This window comes from Microbacterium halimionae (assembly GCF_011761265.1).
GTDB classification, from domain to species: Bacteria; Actinomycetota; Actinomycetes; order Actinomycetales; family Microbacteriaceae; genus Microbacterium; species Microbacterium halimionae.
Genome location: NZ_JAAOZB010000001.1, coordinates 398,808 through 415,301, shown reverse-complemented (window position 1 = coordinate 415,301; position 16,494 = coordinate 398,808). Strand labels below are relative to the sequence as shown.

13 protein-coding genes are annotated in these 16,494 nt (G+C 61.1%); 7 read left to right on the top strand and 6 right to left on the bottom strand.

Annotated features, from left to right (window positions below; all coding sequences use genetic code 11):
• Nucleotides 1-66 precede the first annotated feature (66 nt).
• On the top strand, nt 67-1,230 hold the full coding sequence (locus FHS06_RS01895) for an acyl-CoA dehydrogenase family protein (RefSeq protein ID WP_167047769.1): 1,164 nt from the start codon (nt 67-69) through the stop codon (nt 1,228-1,230).
• Nucleotides 1,231-1,244: 14 nt separating this feature from the next.
• Here the strand turns inward: FHS06_RS01895 and FHS06_RS01890 are convergent, their stop codons facing one another.
• From FHS06_RS01890 to FHS06_RS01870, 5 genes are all read right to left on the bottom strand, one after another.
• Nucleotides 1,245-2,063 carry an energy-coupling factor transporter transmembrane component T gene (locus FHS06_RS01890; RefSeq protein ID WP_167047766.1) on the bottom strand — a complete coding sequence of 273 codons (819 nt, stop codon included), beginning with the start codon at nt 2,061-2,063 and terminating at the stop codon, nt 1,245-1,247.
• 2 nt (nt 2,064-2,065) lie between these two features.
• Entirely contained in the window at nt 2,066-3,823 is a 1,758-nt protein-coding gene (locus FHS06_RS01885) for an ABC transporter ATP-binding protein (protein ID WP_167044725.1), read from the bottom strand.
• Nucleotides 3,824-3,898: 75 nt separating this feature from the next.
• Nucleotides 3,899-4,441, bottom strand: a complete 543-nt coding sequence (locus FHS06_RS01880; protein ID WP_167044722.1) for an ECF transporter S component — start codon at nt 4,439-4,441, stop codon at nt 3,899-3,901.
• Nucleotides 4,442-4,520: 79 nt separating this feature from the next.
• The gene (locus tag FHS06_RS01875) at nt 4,521-5,489 is read right to left on the bottom strand and encodes a pirin family protein (protein ID WP_167044719.1); all 969 of its coding nucleotides are present in this window, start codon (nt 5,487-5,489) and stop codon (nt 4,521-4,523) included.
• A complete protein-coding gene (locus FHS06_RS01870) occupies nt 5,486-5,830 on the bottom strand; it encodes a GNAT family N-acetyltransferase (protein WP_167044716.1) in 345 nt (114 codons plus the stop codon). The genes FHS06_RS01875 and FHS06_RS01870 overlap by 4 nt, the downstream gene beginning before the upstream one ends.
• 270 nt (nt 5,831-6,100) lie before the next feature.
• Between FHS06_RS01870 and FHS06_RS01865 the strand changes: the two genes are divergently transcribed.
• Together FHS06_RS01865 and FHS06_RS01860 are read left to right on the top strand one after the other, a co-directional pair.
• A complete protein-coding gene (locus FHS06_RS01865; protein WP_167044713.1) occupies nt 6,101-8,635 on the top strand; it encodes a DEAD/DEAH box helicase in 2,535 nt (844 codons plus the stop codon).
• Between the two features lie 26 nt (nt 8,636-8,661).
• Nucleotides 8,662-9,837: a glycoside hydrolase family 3 N-terminal domain-containing protein gene (locus FHS06_RS01860; protein ID WP_167044710.1), complete on the top strand. Its 1,176-nt coding sequence runs from the start codon at nt 8,662-8,664 to the stop codon at nt 9,835-9,837.
• On the opposite strand, the gene FHS06_RS01855 is transcribed toward FHS06_RS01860, so the two are convergent.
• Entirely contained in the window at nt 9,821-10,222 is a 402-nt protein-coding gene (locus FHS06_RS01855) for a response regulator (RefSeq protein WP_165140840.1), read from the bottom strand. The two genes, FHS06_RS01860 and FHS06_RS01855, sit on opposite strands and share 17 nt — an antisense overlap.
• Before the next feature lie 118 nt (nt 10,223-10,340).
• Between FHS06_RS01855 and FHS06_RS01850 the strand changes: the two genes are divergently transcribed.
• The 4 genes from FHS06_RS01850 to FHS06_RS01835 all read left to right on the top strand — a co-directional run bounded on the left by FHS06_RS01850 (nt 10,341) and on the right by FHS06_RS01835 (nt 16,471).
• Complete coding sequence (locus FHS06_RS01850) at nt 10,341-10,685, top strand: STAS domain-containing protein (protein ID WP_167044707.1); 345 nt, start codon at nt 10,341-10,343, stop codon at nt 10,683-10,685.
• Nucleotides 10,686-10,861: 176 nt separating this feature from the next.
• Nucleotides 10,862-14,059: a hypothetical protein gene (locus tag FHS06_RS01845; RefSeq protein WP_167044704.1), complete on the top strand. Its 3,198-nt coding sequence runs from the start codon at nt 10,862-10,864 to the stop codon at nt 14,057-14,059.
• 4 nt (nt 14,060-14,063) lie between these two features.
• A complete protein-coding gene (locus FHS06_RS01840; RefSeq protein WP_167044701.1) occupies nt 14,064-15,224 on the top strand; it encodes a polysaccharide pyruvyl transferase family protein in 1,161 nt (386 codons plus the stop codon).
• Nucleotides 15,200-16,471 (top strand): oligosaccharide flippase family protein, encoded by a 1,272-nt coding sequence (locus FHS06_RS01835; protein ID WP_167044698.1) that lies wholly within the window; start codon nt 15,200-15,202, stop codon nt 16,469-16,471. The genes FHS06_RS01840 and FHS06_RS01835 overlap by 25 nt, the downstream gene beginning before the upstream one ends.
• The last annotated feature ends 23 nt before the right edge of the window (nt 16,472-16,494 follow it).

The following is a 16,494-nucleotide window of genomic DNA, read 5'->3' as shown; positions in this document are numbered from 1 at the left end:
CGGCGACGACGCCCTTCGACTCGTTCGGGCATGAGTGTCGCCCGAGCAATCGAAAAGGGGTCGGCGGTGGATCGCGACATTTACGACGAGGATCACGAGGCATTTCGGGACGTCGTCAAAGAGTTCATCAAGCGCTACGTCACAAACGAAAAGCGTGAGCAGTGGGACACAGCCGGCGAGATAGATCGCGCGACGATGCTCGCGGCCGGCGAATCGGGACTCATCGGTCTTTCAGTGCCGGAGGAGTTCGGTGGCGCCGGGATGCTGCAGGACTATCGCTTTCGCGCTGTGGTCAATGAGGAGGTCATCGCCGCCGGTGCCGGCTCGCTCGCGGGGGCCTTCGGCATCCAGGATGATCTCGCCGTTCCCTATCTTGCGCACTTCGGGACGCCCGAGCAGCAGCAGAAGTGGCTTCCCGGCATGGCAACGGGCGAGATTCTCGGGGCACTCGCAATGACGGAGCCCGGTGCCGGAAGCGACCTGCGTGGGGCGAAGACGACGGCAAAAAAGGTTGATGGCGGCTATCTCGTCAACGGTGCAAAGACGTTCATCTCGTCGGGTAAGACCGCTGACATCATCGTCACCTTCGTGAAAAGCGGTGAAGGAAACCGTGCGGATGCCTTCAGTCTCGTCGTGATCGAGAACGGTATGGACGGATTCGAGCACGGCAAGAAGCTCAACAAAATGGGCTTTCATGGCCACGACACTGCAGAGCTCTCGTTCGTCGATGTTTTCGTCCCCGACGGCAACCTGATCGGCGGAGAAGCCGGGCACGGCTTCGTGCAGCTCATGCGGAACCTTCCGCTCGAGCGCCTGTCGATCGGTGTGGCAGCTGCGGCCGCCGCCGACGCCGCGTTTGGGTGGACGCTGGAATATGCCAAGAGCCGCGAAGCCTTCGGTCAGCCGGTTTCTGACTTTCAGAACACCAGGTTCCGTTTGGCAGATATCGCGACGACCGTCGACGTGCTCTGGGCATACAACGACCGCGCGATGCGCCTTTACTCGGACAACAAGCTCACCCCGGAAGAAGCAGCGAAGGTGAAGTTCTGGTCGACCGAGCGCGAGTGGGAAGTGCTCGACCAGGCTGTGCAGCTTCACGGCGGTTATGGCTACATCACGGAGTACCCGATCGCGCGGGCATTCCTCGATGCTCGAGTGCACCGCATCTACGGCGGCACGAACGAAATCATGCGTGAAATCGTCGCGAGGGCCGTCATCGGTCGAAAGTAGGGCTCCGTCCGGGGCTACGACAGGCCCCAGGGAAAGAACACCCACAGGAGCGCCGCCGTGATGAGCCAAAATGCGATGACAAAAACGCTGTCGCGGCGGCGAAATGGCACGAGGTAGCGCTCGGTGCGGTCGGGGTGGGCGCCGAATGCGCGTGAGTCCATGGCCAGTGCAACGCGCTCGGCATGGCGGATGGCTCCCGCTAGCAGCGGGACGATATAGCCCGTGCCGCGTGCAATCGCCGCAAATGGGCCGCGGCTGTCGTTCGAAGCGCGCACACGATGAGCCTGGCGAATCACGTCGAGTTCGTGACGAAACCGGGGGACGAACCTGAAAGCTGCGAGCGCTGTGTACCCGATGCGGTACGGGACTCGCAGCTGCTGCACCATTGAGCGCGCAATGTCGGGTCCTGCAGTTGTGAGGCCCGGCATAAGGGCGAGCGCGACGATCGCGGCGAGCCGGATGCCGGTGGCAAGGCCCAGCTCAACGGCACCCGAGTAGAGGGTCCATGCGCCAATCTGTAGGAGCGGAGTTGTGTTCCGAACGAGCTCCGGATTAGTCCAGAGTGCGAACCCGGTGCCCAACAGAACAACGGTGGCTGGCAACGCGACAAAAAGGATGGCTGCGAGCAGACGGCTCATCCGCGCACCAGCCAGAAGTACCGCGTAGGCGAGCGCGATGAACGCCAACGGTGTCGCGAAGTCACGCACGAAAATCAGCAGCACTAACGCAGGCAGTGGCGCGGCAAATTTCGCCAATGGGTTCAATTCGTAGAGAAAACGCCGCGGCGAGCCTGAGTTAGTGCCGGCGTAGGGATCCCGCGTGGCATCCGTGATTGTCACTGCGCGCTCCCCGGGAGGTTGTCGAGGCGCGTCGCGCGTAAGAGCTCTGGATGCCGCGTTACGCCCTGCAGCGCCTGCCGAAGCGGGGGAAGCCGGAGCCCTGCGGATTCAACTAGCGCAGTGTCGGCGAAGATCTCTTCGGTCGCGCCCACTGCTGCAACCCGGCCGTCACGCATCACAACCGTGCGGTGCGCGTACTCGGTCACGAGCTGCATATCGTGCGTGACGATAACGATGGTTGTGCCATCACGGTTGAGGTCCCGCAGAAGCTTCAGTAGTTCGTCGGCACGCGCGCGGTCTTGACCGAACGTAGGCTCGTCGAGGGCAAGAACTCCAGCGCCCGAGATCAGCGCGGTGCCCACCGAGAGTCGACGCTTCTGTCCGCCCGAGAGGTGGAATGGATGAGCTTCAGCCTTGTCGGTGAGGCCGAAGCGCCGGAGCATCTCATCGACGCGCTCGCGTACCTCGTGCTCATCAAACCGGCTGCGGCGTATACCGTGCGCGAGTTCATCAAAAACCGTGTGCGCGATGAACTGGTGCTCAGGGTTTTGGAAGACGAATCCCACCCGCTCGTGCACCCGCTTTCGACCAAGGCGGGTGATGTCTTGGCCGTCGATGAACGCGCTGCCGCGCGGTGGCGGGATGACGCCCGAGAGCGCCTGCAGGAGGGTCGTTTTGCCCGCGCCGTTGCCGCCAACAATGGCAACGAAATCGCCGGGTTGGATCTCAAGATCGATGCCGTGCAGTACTTCGGTGCGTCCGCGACGCACGTGCAGGTTCGTTGCCGAAAGTACTGGCTGCGGCATCCGATCTCGTGACGTCACGTGCACGAGAGGTGTTGGGCGCCAATCGGCAGGCGGCGGGGAAGCATCGAGCGCCGTCGTGAGCTCGGCGGGCGTTAGCGGCAGCGGATCGAGGCTGTACCCGGCACGGCGAAGGCGAAGCGCTGCGAGAGCGGATGTCGGCAGCCACACTCCTAGGTCTTGCAGCTCGGCGGCGCGACCCCGCAGAATCGCATCGATGCTGCCGTCAGCGACAAGCCGGCCCAGTTGGTCGATAACGACAACACGAGTGGCGATTGCAATCGCCGCATCGAGATTGTGCTCGACAAGAAGGATGCCGCGCTCCGGGTCGGATGCAAGCTCCGCGAGGGCGGCATAGACGTCTTCGATTCCCTGCGGGTCGAGGTTCGCCGTCGGCTCATCGAGCACGATAAGCGGAGACCCCATCGCGATCGCTGCAGCTATCGCGAGGCGTTGGCGGCCACCTCCCGAAAGTACGTCGGGGTTTTCGTGGCGTCTGTCCCACAGGCTCATGCGGCGTAGTGCTGTTTCGGCGCGCTCGAGCACCTCGGCCACCGGGAGTCGCAAATTCTCGGGTCCAAAAGCGACCTCGTCGAGAAGCGTGCCGGTCACCAATTGAGTGTCGGGGTCTTGAAAGACCATTCCGACGTGCTGGCTGAGAGTCGAGACAGGTGTCTCGGCAGCGTTGTATCCCGCGATCTCGACGTGCCCAGAGGTTTTGGCCGGAAGTTCCTGAGGAATGAGCCCGTTGAGGGTCAGTGCGAGCGTTGACTTTCCCGACCCGCTCGGTCCGAGCACGAGGACGACCTCTCCCGGCAGCACGGTGAAAGTCACGTCGGCGGGAGTATCAAGCGGTGCGCCATCGTGCCGCACGGCGAGATGCTCGACACGAGCAAGCGCGGTCCGTGTGGGTGCGGCATCCGCCGTCTCATCACGGGCAGGTTCAGTCACGGTGCATCCAGGTCGATGGGATCGTAAGGGATCACACCAACTTAGCCGAGCCTTACTTGTCCAAACACTTCGACGTTAGCGACGCGTGACGCCGGCACGACGAAGCCCGACGCCGATCCACAGCCCGACTGCAGTCCACAGCACCGGTCCGAGGATCGAGATTGCGATGTACGCGACCTGCGCCCACGGTGCGAGAGTCGCCATGTGAGCGACGAACGCGACGACGACGGCGACGAGGATGCCGATGATCACGGCCGAGATGAAGAACCGCCAGGGTGCCCACACTCGATAGCGAGTGAGAGCCGCGACGACCTCTTGGATACCACCGAACAGCAACGCTGTACCGAGAAAACGAAACGCCCATTGCGGGGCGAGCGCGCTCGCGACAAGGGCAGCCATCACATGAGTCATCAGGGCAACCCACGGGAGGCGAATTGCTTCCTGAGCGATTATTCCGGGAAGTACGTGCACTCCGAGAACCAGGCCGTAGACGAACGGCGCCGAAACGATGACGACGGGTGTAACCCAGCCAGCGATTCCGCCGAAGAGGCCCGTCACGACCCCGATGGCCGCGCATGTCAGCAGAACGCGCGTTGACAGCACACGGGTTCGCATCACTCAATCAGCGTAGCGGCGGGGAGATACTCGGATGCCGCTTACGACCGTGAGAATCCCGGGAAGCGGCCGCTTCGCCTATCTATAGTCTACGAACGCGTCGCGTCAGCCGCACGTGCGGCAGCGGCGGGGCAGGTACCCGCTCTTCGCCGTGCCCTGGGACATGACCGAATCGCGGCGACTGTGATTCCCACTCGTCACGCGCCGCAACGATTTCTTCGTGAGTGCGTCCCACGAAGTTCCACCACATGACGATCTCGTCGTCGAAAGGTTCTCCACCCAACAGAAAGAACACGCCGCCCACACTCGACGCGATGTCGATCTCAGTGCGTCCCACTCCCAAATAGAGCAGGAGGCCGCTTGAGACCGTGGTGCGCTCACCATCAGACGCATCGACCTCTGCGTCTCCGAAGACCCCAACGATCGCGTACTCCCACTCCGGGTGAAGCGGAAGCGTTGTTTTTCCGGAGTCGACGAATGTCACTTCGGCACCGACGATCGGCGTGTGAGCTGTTGCGGGCGATGTCGTTCCTGCCAGTTCTCCCATGACGACGATCACCTCAGCGTCGTCGAGAGTAAAAGTGGGGAGGCTTTCGTGCTGTTCGAAAGCTGGGATGCCGTGGCGGCGGCTCTCGGGAAGCGCCACCCATAACTGAAGCGCATCGAGTGGTGTCGCATCCTCGCCGACTGAATACTCGGAGTGGGAAATACCCGCGCCGCTCGTCATGAGGTTGAGAGCGCCGCGGCGCACCAACACGTCGTTCCCCAGCACGTCGCGGTGATGCACGTCGCCCTCGAGCGGCCAAGTAACTGTCTGCAAACCGATGTGCGGGTGAGGTTCTACCCGCATCACTGTGCGCTGTGGGCCGAATCTATCGAGAAAGCACCACGCGCCGACCATCGGGAGATCACGCTGGGGGAGAAGCCGGTGGACTTCCATCGCGCGGATGCCACCGAGTGGCACCTCGCGGGATTCCAGGAGCACGGCACGCGGGCCGTTGGGCGAGACAGCGGATTCAGCTGTCTCTTCTCCCCCATCGAGCCGAGTCATGCCGATTGTTCGCTTATGGTGGGCGCATCCTGAGCATCGTTGCTGTCGGGCCAAATCACCTTGAGGCCCGCGACATCGTTCTCTTTCAGGTAGCGAACCACAAAGGAGCACTCTGGAACCACGGTTTCACCGCGCTGCGCCACATCGGCGAGAGCATCGGAGACGAGGGTGGTGCCGAGTCCCTGTCCTTTGAAGGCTGGGTCAATCGACGTATGCGGAAAAATCAGGTTTCCGTCATCGTCGGGCTCGAACGCTGTGAAGCCGCCGAGGTCGCCGTCGACATAGATCTCGTACCGCTGCTCTTCATCGTTTCGGGTCACGGTGGTCTTTGCGTCGCTCATGAGGTTCCTCTCGTTGATCTTCCGCTGGGTCTTGCTCGTTCTTGCTTCCTCTTCCTGGTTCCAACGTATGTGCCCTCGCTGTTGTTCCGCCATGCCCAACTGCCCGCGAGGGGTCGCAACACGCCGTATACGACCACCGCTGCACGAAGCTATGCGGCGTGTTGCGACCCCTCGCGAGGTCCGTGGGGCGACGGATGGGTGGCGGCGGGCGGGTCGGGGCAGACGGGAAAGGGTGGCGACGGGTGGGCCGGGCGGCGCGAACCGCGACAGATGGGGGAGACTCGAAGGGTGAGCCTTCTTGAGTACGTCGCCGACACTGCCGACGCCGATGGGCTCTACGACGGATTCGTGTCGTGGGCGACCGAGCGTGGGCTCACGCTCTACCCCGCCCAAGACGAGGCGATCATCGAGCTGGTCTCAGGCGCGAACGTCATCCTTTCGACTCCCACCGGAACCGGCAAGTCGCTTGTCGCTGTCGCCGCTCATGCCGCGTGCCTCGCGCAGGGCGGGCGCACGTATTACACGGCACCGATCAAGGCGCTCGTGAGCGAAAAGTTCTTCTCGTTGGTCGAGATCTTCGGCGCAGAGAACGTCGGCATGGTGACGGGAGATTCATCCGTCAATCCGGATGCCCCGATCATCTGCTGCACGGCAGAGATCCTCGCGAATCTCGCTCTTCGCCAGGGTGAGACTGCCCGCGTCGATCAGGTCGTGATGGACGAGTTCCATTACTACGGCGATCCCGACCGAGGCTGGGCGTGGCAGGTGCCGCTGCTTCTGTTGCCGCAAGCGCAGTTCCTGCTGATGTCGGCGACTCTTGGCGATGTCGCCAAGATCACTTCGGACCTCTCTCGTCGAACCGGGCGGCCGACGGCTGAAGTCACCGGCGTGGAACGCCCCGTCCCACTCCACTTCACGTACGCCAGAACACCAGTGCACGAACGCGTTGAGGCGCTGCTCGAAGAGCGCGAAGCGCCGATCTACATTGTGCATTTTTCGCAGGCGCAGGCCATGGAGCGCGCTCAGGCTCTCAGCAGCATCCGGGTCACTTCGCGCGAGCAGCGTGACGAGATCGCCGAGGCGATCGGGGGATTCCGCTTTCTGACCGGTTTTGGCAAGACCCTTTCGCGGCTCGTGCGGTCGGGCATTGGGGTGCACCACGCCGGCATGTTGCCGCGGTATCGGCGGCTCGTTGAAACGCTCGCACAAAAGGGGCTGTTGCGCGTGATCTGTGGCACCGACACTCTCGGCGTTGGCATAAATGTGCCCATTCGTACGGTCTTGATCACCGCGCTTTCGAAGTTCGACGGCCAGAAGATGCGCCAACTCAGCGCGCGCGAATTTCACCAGATTGCCGGGCGTGCTGGCCGCGCCGGCTACGATCCGCACGGAAACGTTGTGGTGATGGCGCCGGATCACGAGATTGAAAACGAGCAGGCGCTCAAAAAAGCCGGCACGGATGCCGCGAAGCGCAAAAAGATCGTGCGAAAGAAAGCACCGTCGGGGTTTGTTTCGTGGGGCGAAGGCTCGTTTGACAGGCTTGTCGATGCGGTCCCCGAGCCGCTCGAACCACACATGCAACTGACGGCGGCGATGCTCATCAACGTCATCGCTCGCGGCGGAGACGTGTTCACCCACGTGCGGTCGCTCGTTTTCGACAACCACGAGACGCCGGCACGACAGTATGAGCTGGCTCGACGAGCTCTCGCGATCTTTCGCACTCTGCGCGTGGCAGGCATCGTCGAGGTCGACCGTGACGGAGCGGCGGGTGACAGCATCCGTCTGACTGTCGATTTGCAGGCAAACTTCGCCCTCAACCAGCCGCTCTCGCCGTTCGCGCTCGCCGCGATCGAACTGCTCGACCCGAGCGAGGATGCCGGTGCTGTCGGTTCCGGTCACTATGCCCTCGATGTCGTGAGCGTGATCGAGGCGACACTCGACGATCCTCGTCCAGTGCTGTCGCAGCAGGAGTTCAAAGCGCGCGGCGAAGCAGTCGCTGCCATGAAGCGCGACGGCATGGAGTACGACGACCGCATGGCGGCGCTCGAGGAAATCACCTACCCCAAGCCTCTCGCAGACCTCTTGGCGCAGTCTTTCGAAGTCTTTGCCTCGAGCCAACCCTGGGTGCTCGATTTCGAGCTGCGCCCGAAGTCTGTCGTTCGCGACATGTTCGAGCAGGCGTTCTCGTTCACGGAGTTCGTCTCCTGGTATCAGCTTGGTCGCAGTGAAGGGCTTGTGCTGCGCTACCTCAGTGATGCGTACCGGGCGATCCGTCAGACGGTACCGCTTGAAGCGCACACCGAAGAATTGCTCGATCTCATCGAGTGGCTGGGTGAACTTGTGCGACAGGTCGATTCAAGCTTGGTCGACGAGTGGGAAGCACTGATCGACCCCACTGCTGCAGCGCCCGATCAGCCGGTTGTTCCGCCGGCGCCGCCTTCGGTCGTTAAGAATCGCCGAGCGTTCACCGTGCTCGTGCGAAACGAGTTGTTCCGTCGCGTGCAGCTCGCCGCCCTCCAGCGCGACGATGATCTCGCAGCCCTTGATCCCGATGTGGCGTGGTCGGAAGCGTTGGATGCGTACTTCGACGACCACGACGCGATCCTCACGGGCGGTCCTGCGCGTTCCCCAGCTTTGTGTGTGATCGACGAATCGGATGCCGCCACAGGTCTCTGGCACGTGGACCAGACGATCGATGATCCCGAAGGTGACCACGACTGGCGTATTCGGGCGGACGTCGACCTTGAGTCATCCGCTGAAGAGGGCGCAGCTGTCGTTATCGTGACCTCGGTCGCTCGGCTCTGAGCTCGCGTGGGTACACAATGGGAGCCATGCGGCGCTGGGGAACGGTCTTAGGGGTCATTACCGCCCTCACTCTCGTCGGTTGCGCGCCGAGCGCCGAGCGCCCGGCGGAACCTTCGCCCAGTACCCCCGGAACGTCGACAACAACAGCGACGCCCACTCCCACCGCTGTTGATCCGATCGCTGATCTCAGCCTCGAGCAGCGGGTAGCGCAACTCTTCATGGTCGGAACTGCGGTTGGTTCGATCGACGCCATAACAGCATCAGCAGTGTCGGAACAGCAGGTAGGTGGCGTTTTTCTGCACGGGCGTTCCGATGCCGGCGTCGACGCCACCGCGGCACTCGTAAGTCAACTGACAAGCCTCGTGGCTGACGGAGACACGCCACTGTGGGTCGCGACTGATCAAGAGGGTGGCGATGTTCAGGTGCTGTCGGGCCCTGGCTTCGACAAGATGCCTACGGCCCTCACCCAAGCGCGAACCTTCGACGCGGCGTCACTTGGCCGCGAAGCCGAACGCTGGGGATCGCAACTCGCCGCCGCTGGTATCACGATGAATCTTGCTCCGGTAGCTGACATCGTGACGAGCGCGGAGGCCGGTCCCCTCAACCGCCCCATCGGTGCGCTCAACCGTGAGTACGGCTTCGATGAGCAAACTGTCGGAGCCTATGCCGGTGCATTCGCCGAAGGGATGCGGCAATCCGGCGTGATGCCCACCTTCAAGCACTTTCCAGGCCTTGGCCGCACCACGGCCAATACCGACTACGACGCAGACGTGCTCGACACCGAGGTGACAGCAACATCGCCAGATGTCGAGGTCTACCGGGCTCTGTTAGCTGAGGGTCCGGCTGTCGTGATGATGTCGACCGCTGTGTACCAAAACCTTGATCCGACGTCGCCTGCGGCATTCTCACCTGCTGTTGTCACCGATCTCCTGCGCGATGAGCTCGGGTTCAATGGCGTCATCATGACCGATGACCTCTCAGCGACAGCTCAGGTGAAGCGCTGGACTCCCGCCGAGCGAGCAACGCTTACGATCGACGCCGGAGTCGACGTGATTCTGATTTCTGCTGATCCCACGGTCTTCCCCGAGATGTATTCCGCCGTTCTCGCGAAAGCGCAGGCTGACAGTGCATTCGCCGAAAAAGTGGATGCCGCAGCTCGCCGAATCGTGCTGTCGAAGGCCTCGCTTAGCGCATCGAGCTGATGGGCGCACGAGGTGAGACAGCCCACTGGTTCGTGATCTCCGCGAGGCTGTCGATATCGAGCGGTTTTTCGAGAAAGTCATCCGCGCCAGCCTGAAGGCACTCCGCACGATGCGCCTGTGCTGCTGTCAGCATGATGATCGGTACTTCGGCCCATGCGGGATCAGCACGCCATGCTCGGCACGCATCGATGCCGGATTCGCCCGGCATCATGACATCGAGCAGTACTAGGCCCGGCGGCTCCCACGCTGCGATCTCTCGTGCGTGTCCGGCGCTGAGTGCGAGGAGTACGTCGAATCCAAGTGGTGTGAGGACTGCGTCCAAAAGCATCAGGCTCGCCGCGTCATCGTCTACAGCGAGAACAGTGGTGTACCGCGGGTCGGTCATGGTTTCCCCTTTTTTGGTGCCGCTGTCGGTGGATTCCGATGCTGGGCGTATTGACAATGTACTATAAAGTCTTATAAAGTTTAAACATCAGCTCGGCATCACAACCACAAGGGGAATCATGGACGTCACGGTCTCGTACGAAGAAGGCTTGATCATCGCGGGCATTGCTGGCCGCTTCGACGTGCACAGCGTTGAAGCCTTTCGAGATGCGGTTCTCGAGAGGATCGATGCCGCTCGTCCGAATGTCGTTGTCGATCTTTCGCAGGTCGACTTTATGGACGCGAGCGCTCTTGCTTCTCTCGTGAACACCCTCAAGGCCACGATGGCCCACCACGGCTCAATCGTTTTGGCAAACGTCTCAGAATCGGCGCGGATCATTCTCGAGCTCACTCGTCTCGATCAGGTATTCGACCAGATCGAGGCAACGGGCGAAGCTCAGCGCGAACTCCGCCTCGCGGCCTGATCCGAGCGTGAGTATTGCCGGTGCTGTTTTCGAGATTGCCTCGCTTGGGGGCTCCCGCACCGCGGAACCATCGGATACCGTAACGGCAACACTGGACGATTTCGGGGTGCGCGGGGGCCACCCTTACGGTGACGATCGCATTGGGGCTGTTGTCACGAAAGTGGAGGGGGTCGGGCATGACTAGTGCAGTCGTGGAGCTCGACGATACCCGGGCCCGAGAACTTGTCACGGCGCGCCGCATCTCTCGGATTGTGACAGCGGGCTATTTCGTTGCCGCCCTCATCGTCTTTAGAGACGTCCTGTTCGCGATTCCTGCTGTTCTGAGCGGTGACGCCGTCATCGTGGGCGATGAGCTCGTGCCATTTTTCAATCCGTCCAGCCAACTTCTCGAGCAGGCTGCGGGCGAGTTCAATGAGCTCACCAACGGCTACGAATTTCGCGTGCGGTATTCGTTCCTCACGACGTGGCTCAGGCACTATCAAGTGCTTCCGTTCGCAATTCTCATTGTCATACCGGCGATATTCGCCGTGGCGTACCGCACCGTCACGTGGTTCCTCACGGATGTCTTTCGTAGCCTGTCGCCGGTCGCTATCGCGATCGCTACTGTCTTTCCCACGACGTTGATCTACATGATCATGGCGTACGCGAAGATCACGCACTTCTACACCCTCATCGTCGGACTCGTCCTCATGACGATCTCGGTGTTGCTCATGCTGCACGCGCTGCTGTTTTCGCGCAAAGGGTGGGTGCGGCGAGCGGTGCTGTCATCAGTTGTCACGCTGCTCAACCCGGCTGTGCACTATCTCATCCTGTTCGCGGTGTTCTTCGCGACGGCGGGAATTACTCTTCTTCTCGGCGAGTTTGCCCGCTGGATTCGCACGGGTGGGCCTCGCCATCTGCTCTCACTGCCGCAACGTTTGGTCAGCTTCGTGCGTGAACCACACAAGCGCGTAGCGATCAAGCGAGTGCTGCACCGGTGGGGCCAGACCACGACCGGGCGCGGCATTGTCGCCGCGTGCGTATTCGTCTTCGTGACCCTCATCCCGTATTACCTGTTCGTGACATACGTTGCTCTTCGCGGGGTCGAGAACCTATCGGAAACTGTGCCCGGCGACTACTACTTCGTGCGGGACGCCTCCGTCTCCTGGCTGCACATGCTCAGCTGGGATCTCGCCGGCATCATGGACAAAGTCTTCACCGGTGACTACCTGGCGAAGGTGCCGCGGTACTCGAACGCTGTGTATTCAGTTCTCTTCTTTGCGCCCCTCGTGTTTGCTCCGATGCGACGAGCGCTCATTCCCACGCGCGCACACCGCCAACTCTTCGGCGTCATTTACGTCACGACGGCTTTCGCGATGTGGGCAACCATCGGCTATGCGGAGCCGCAGTGGTTCCCCACGTTCCACCGATCACTTTCGGCAATCACCCGCACGCTCTACGCGACAGAGACACCCGTCGGTGAGCTCGCACTGCAGATCTCCTCAACCATCGTGCAGGTGCTGCGCTTTCCCCATCGGTTCCAGCTGATTCTGTTCATGCTTGCCCCACTCGTGATGTCTCTCGGCTTGGCATGGGCTATCGGGGGTCTGCATCGTCGGTGGCTCGGCCAGCGAGACGTCGCGATTTCTGCCGCTTTCAGCCCGGAGCGAGCGCGGGATTCTGCGATCTTGCGTGCGACGGCATCCGTTGTCGTGGCGAGCGTCTTTTTCGCTCCGTTCTGGGCTAATGCCAACTACCGCACGGTATTTGGGTCGGGAGACTTCGGCACGTTCCTGGCGCCGTACCCGGTAGGTGATCTGAAAGAAGTGAAGCGAGCAATTCAGGCACTGCCGGAGGGAAAGACCGTTGTGTTGCCGCCCACCGAGACAGCCAAGCTCGTTACTGATGACAACGGCATCGACCACAAGTTCATCGACAAGTTCTTTATCTATTACCTCGATCAACCGAGCTTCTATTACGGACTGACGGGCGACAGTCGCAATAAGTACGAGTTCTTTCTTATCCTGCGAGGAATCTATTACCAACAGGATTGGTGGATCAATCCCGCGCGAGACATGGGAATCAAGTACATGCTCGTCAACAAGAAGCTTCGCGACAACCGTGGCGTGGGCGCCGAATATCTGCCAAACGTCGAGGACTACACGGGCCCTGCCATGGAGCGGCAAGAAGAAATGGGATTCGTCGAAAAGCGGTTCGAGAACGACACTTTCATTCTGTACGAGCTCACCGACGAGGCGGAACCTGAGCGGCAAACCCTCTTGATCGACTCGAGCTGGCCAGCGTACTTGCGGCTCGTGTGGAACCGCCTAGAGCTCTCGCGTTGTTACGACTTCGAGTATTTGCCGTACTACGAACAAGAGGGTGACAGAGCTGATGACGTCATCGTCTATTCCGACTCTCCCGAAGAAGCTGTCGCGGTTGATGCATGGGCGGCGAAGCATCCGGATGCCGTTTTTACTCCCAGTCCGAAGATCTTCGCGTTCAACTCCGACATTGTGGCTTCCAGCTACTACCTGTCGCCGATGTTTCGGGAGTTCCTCTTCTTCTCTAATACGAAGTGGAACCGCACGGAAGTTATCACCCCCGGTGTTTTCGGAACGCTGAACGGGTCGTTCATCGCCGTTCCTCGGGCCACGCAGTTCACAGTGCCGGTATCTGTTCCCGAAGATGGGCGCTACCGCGTTCTTATGCGGGGCGCAGTCACCCATAATGCGCTGACGATTGAGTCGCCTTCGCTCGACTACGTGCACTCCGCTGAGCTGAAGGCATCCCCTGATGCCATGCAGTACTTCTCAGAAGACACGGTCTACACCGAAGACCGGGTGCCGATCGACGCGTCCTCGATGTCAGTGTCGGATCTGGAGCAGGTCATCGACGACGGCGCGGTACCCGTCAATATCCGTTACGAATATCAGGATCTCGGTGTCGTCGAGGCGAAAAAAGGAAGCCACGACGTCAAGTTCGACAAGCATGATGGCAACCCGATGCTTGTCGAGGGTCTCGTCCTGGTGCCGGAGGAGACGTATCAGAACCTTTCGCTTGACCCAGGCATGCAAATCGTCGACTCGGGTGCCCAACTTGAGTGCAACGACACCTACGAAGTATTCGGCTCTGAAAGCGAAGGCTACGTCGACCCGGCGGCGAACGATCCTAACGCAGATCTCTCCGAAGAAGAACTACTGGCCCTCGCCGCAGCGGGGGTGCCCGACCTCGAGCCTGACGAGAGCGGCGGTCTCGGCGATGACTGGCTCGTCCTGGTGCTGACCGGCGGACTTCTCCTGGCCGCGGTCATCACGGTCCGCTCCCGCACGCGCCGCCGTGACGACGACGATGGTTCAACATTTTCTACCGACTCGCAGCAGAAAGATCAGTGACGCTATGACGGATGCCATACCCACAATCGTGTTTCTCGGAACCCACGGGCAGTACAACATCGGTGACGAGCTCCTGCTTGAGACGTTCCTCTCGCAGCTTGGGGACCAAGCGAACTACGTCATCAACACGTACGACCCAGAGTTCACCGAACGCCAGCTCGGTGGGCGCTATCGTGCCGAGTTCATCGACACCGCCACCGATCGTCGGGCTCTTATCTCTCACCTTCGACGCGCAGATGTCCTCGTTTTCGGTGGCGGGAGCATTATCAAAGAGCTGTACGCCAGCATCGGGCGCCATCGCTACGCCACGCTGTTGATGATTCTCGCGATCGTGACCTTCACTCGGCTTGTCGCGCGCGCACCCATCGGCATGTTCAACATCGGCGTGGGTCCGCTCCCCTCACGCGGAGGGCGGATGCTGGCGAAGGCGATTCTTCGCCAGGTGTCTCTTGTGACCGTGCGGGACTCAGCTTCTTTCGCGCTGTGTCAGCGGCTTGGCCTCGACGCTCGGGTGAGTGAGAGCGCGGATGCCGTGTTCTCGATGAGCGCTGATCAGTTGCTCGGGGAGAGTGGTGCTGCCACCCCTGCCCGGGGCGACGTCATCCGCGTCGGCCTGAACCTGAATCACGACATTGAGAATCCCGACAATTGGGAACACTTCCAAGAGTCGCTCGCAACGGCCATGAGCGCGCTAGCCGACAACAGGCGAATCGAGATTCACGGCATCCCTATGCAGTCGCGTGGAAAACGCAACGATGACGCCACGATGCTTGAGGAGTTTTCTCAGCGGATCCCGAATGTGTCGTTTGTCGCTCACCGGCCTGAGACGACTCAGGATGCTGCGCGCCTGATTCACTCATGTGATCTCATCGTCTCCGAACGCCTGCACGCCATCGTGATGGCGTCGATCCTCGGTGTTCCAGCATTCGTGCTTTCTTACGACGTCAAGGTGCGTGGGTTGGCGAAGGCTCTCGGACTCGAAGAAGCCATGATCGATATCAACGGCCCAATCAACGCGCCGGCGCTGGCCTCGTCATTGGAGCAGCTCCTTGTCGATCGAGCGAATGCCACTAAGCGACTGACAGCGCGAGCGCGGGTGTTGGCTGCGCAGTCCTCTGATGACTTTGATCGGGTGCGGCAGTGGCTTCGCGAGAAAGCGCGGTGACGCCAATGCCATCTATCCCGCGCACCGGGAGATCTTCTCTTCTCGCTAATACTGCTGTGCTCTCAGCGACGACGCTCGGTGTCAGCGCAGCAAATTACGGACTCAACGTTGCCCTCGCTCGCCTCTTGCCGCCGGCAGAGTTTGGTGATGCCAACCTCGCTATCAACCTCGTTCTGGCGGCCGCTGTCGTTGCGGCAACTCTTCAACTTGTCAGTTCCAAGATGATTGCGACTCACCCCGAGAGCGCCGCGGCGGTAACCCGCACGCTTGCTCTGATCGCCGGGAGCATCGGTCTCGTCGTTCTTCTGGCTTTTACCGCCGGCGCGTGGGTACTTGCAGATGTTCTTCGCACCTCCACGCCGTGGATGTTTGTCGTCTTGGGGCTCGGTCTTCCCATCTACTTCATGCAGGCGGTCTATCGCGGGGTGCTGCAGGGTGACTTACGCATCAGTCGGCTTGCGCTTTCGTACGGGGTGGAAGCCGCTGTTCGCGTCGTTGGCGCAATCGCGTTGGTATGGGCCGGTTTCGGTGTCGTCGGCGCATGCGTTGCCATCACCCTCTCATTCGTCGCATCGGCCGCAGTCGTGTGGCGACGAAGGGGCGCTGATGGCAACACGCAAGGTCGAGTGCCCTGGTTAGCGGTTCGCGCGGTGGCATTGGGTGCGACGATCTTGCTCGTCGGGCAGGTGCTGATCAACAACGGCGACCTCGTGCTGTCCAAGGTATTTTTCGACCCGGTCGTCGCGGGTCTTTACGCCTCAGCGGCCTTGGTGGGGCGCGCCGTCTTCTTTCTTTCGTGGTCAGTTGTGCAGGCCGTTTTTCCGGTCGCTGCTCGTGCATCGTTGCCTGCGGTGGAGCGTCGAAGAGCAGTGCTACTCGCGGTCGGGATGGTCGCGGTGATCGGCGGCGTTGCTCTGGTCACTGTGTTCTTTTGGTCAGACACGGTGTCGAACGTCATGTTCGGATCGACATACGCCGGCGCCGCGTCGCTGCTGTTTCCCTACGTTCTCGCGACGACACTTTTTGCTCTTGCCAATTTGCTGGGGGCACTGGGCGTCGCGACAGGGCGTCTCGCGGTGCCGATTGTTGTGCTCGCTGGGGGAGCTTTGCAGACCATCCTGCTGATATCACTAGCGCGAACCCCCGAAATGATGGTGTGGCTCCAGGTCATTGCGATGTCTGTCACCGCGCTCGGTGCCGCACTTTTTTGGACCATGTCGGAAAAGAGGCTTGACAAGGCTTTATAAAGGTCTATAAAGTAAAGGCAACA

Excerpts from the sequence above, each read along its gene's own strand:
- FHS06_RS01850 (WP_167044707.1), top strand. The coding sequence starts at position 10,341 with ATGGACGTCACGGTCTCGTACGAAGAAGGCTTGATCATCGCGGGCATT.
- FHS06_RS01875 (WP_167044719.1), bottom strand. The coding sequence starts at position 5,489 with ATGACTCGGCTCGATGGGGGAGAAGAGACAGCTGAATCCGCTGTCTCG.
- FHS06_RS01840 (WP_167044701.1), top strand. The coding sequence starts at position 14,064 with ATGACGGATGCCATACCCACAATCGTGTTTCTCGGAACCCACGGGCAG.
- FHS06_RS01845 (WP_167044704.1), top strand. The coding sequence starts at position 10,862 with ATGACTAGTGCAGTCGTGGAGCTCGACGATACCCGGGCCCGAGAACTT.
- FHS06_RS01865 (WP_167044713.1), top strand. The coding sequence starts at position 6,101 with ATGGGGGAGACTCGAAGGGTGAGCCTTCTTGAGTACGTCGCCGACACT.
- FHS06_RS01855 (WP_165140840.1), bottom strand. The coding sequence starts at position 10,222 with ATGACCGACCCGCGGTACACCACTGTTCTCGCTGTAGACGATGACGCG.
- FHS06_RS01870 (WP_167044716.1), bottom strand. The coding sequence starts at position 5,830 with ATGAGCGACGCAAAGACCACCGTGACCCGAAACGATGAAGAGCAGCGG.
- FHS06_RS01860 (WP_167044710.1), top strand. The coding sequence starts at position 8,662 with ATGCGGCGCTGGGGAACGGTCTTAGGGGTCATTACCGCCCTCACTCTC.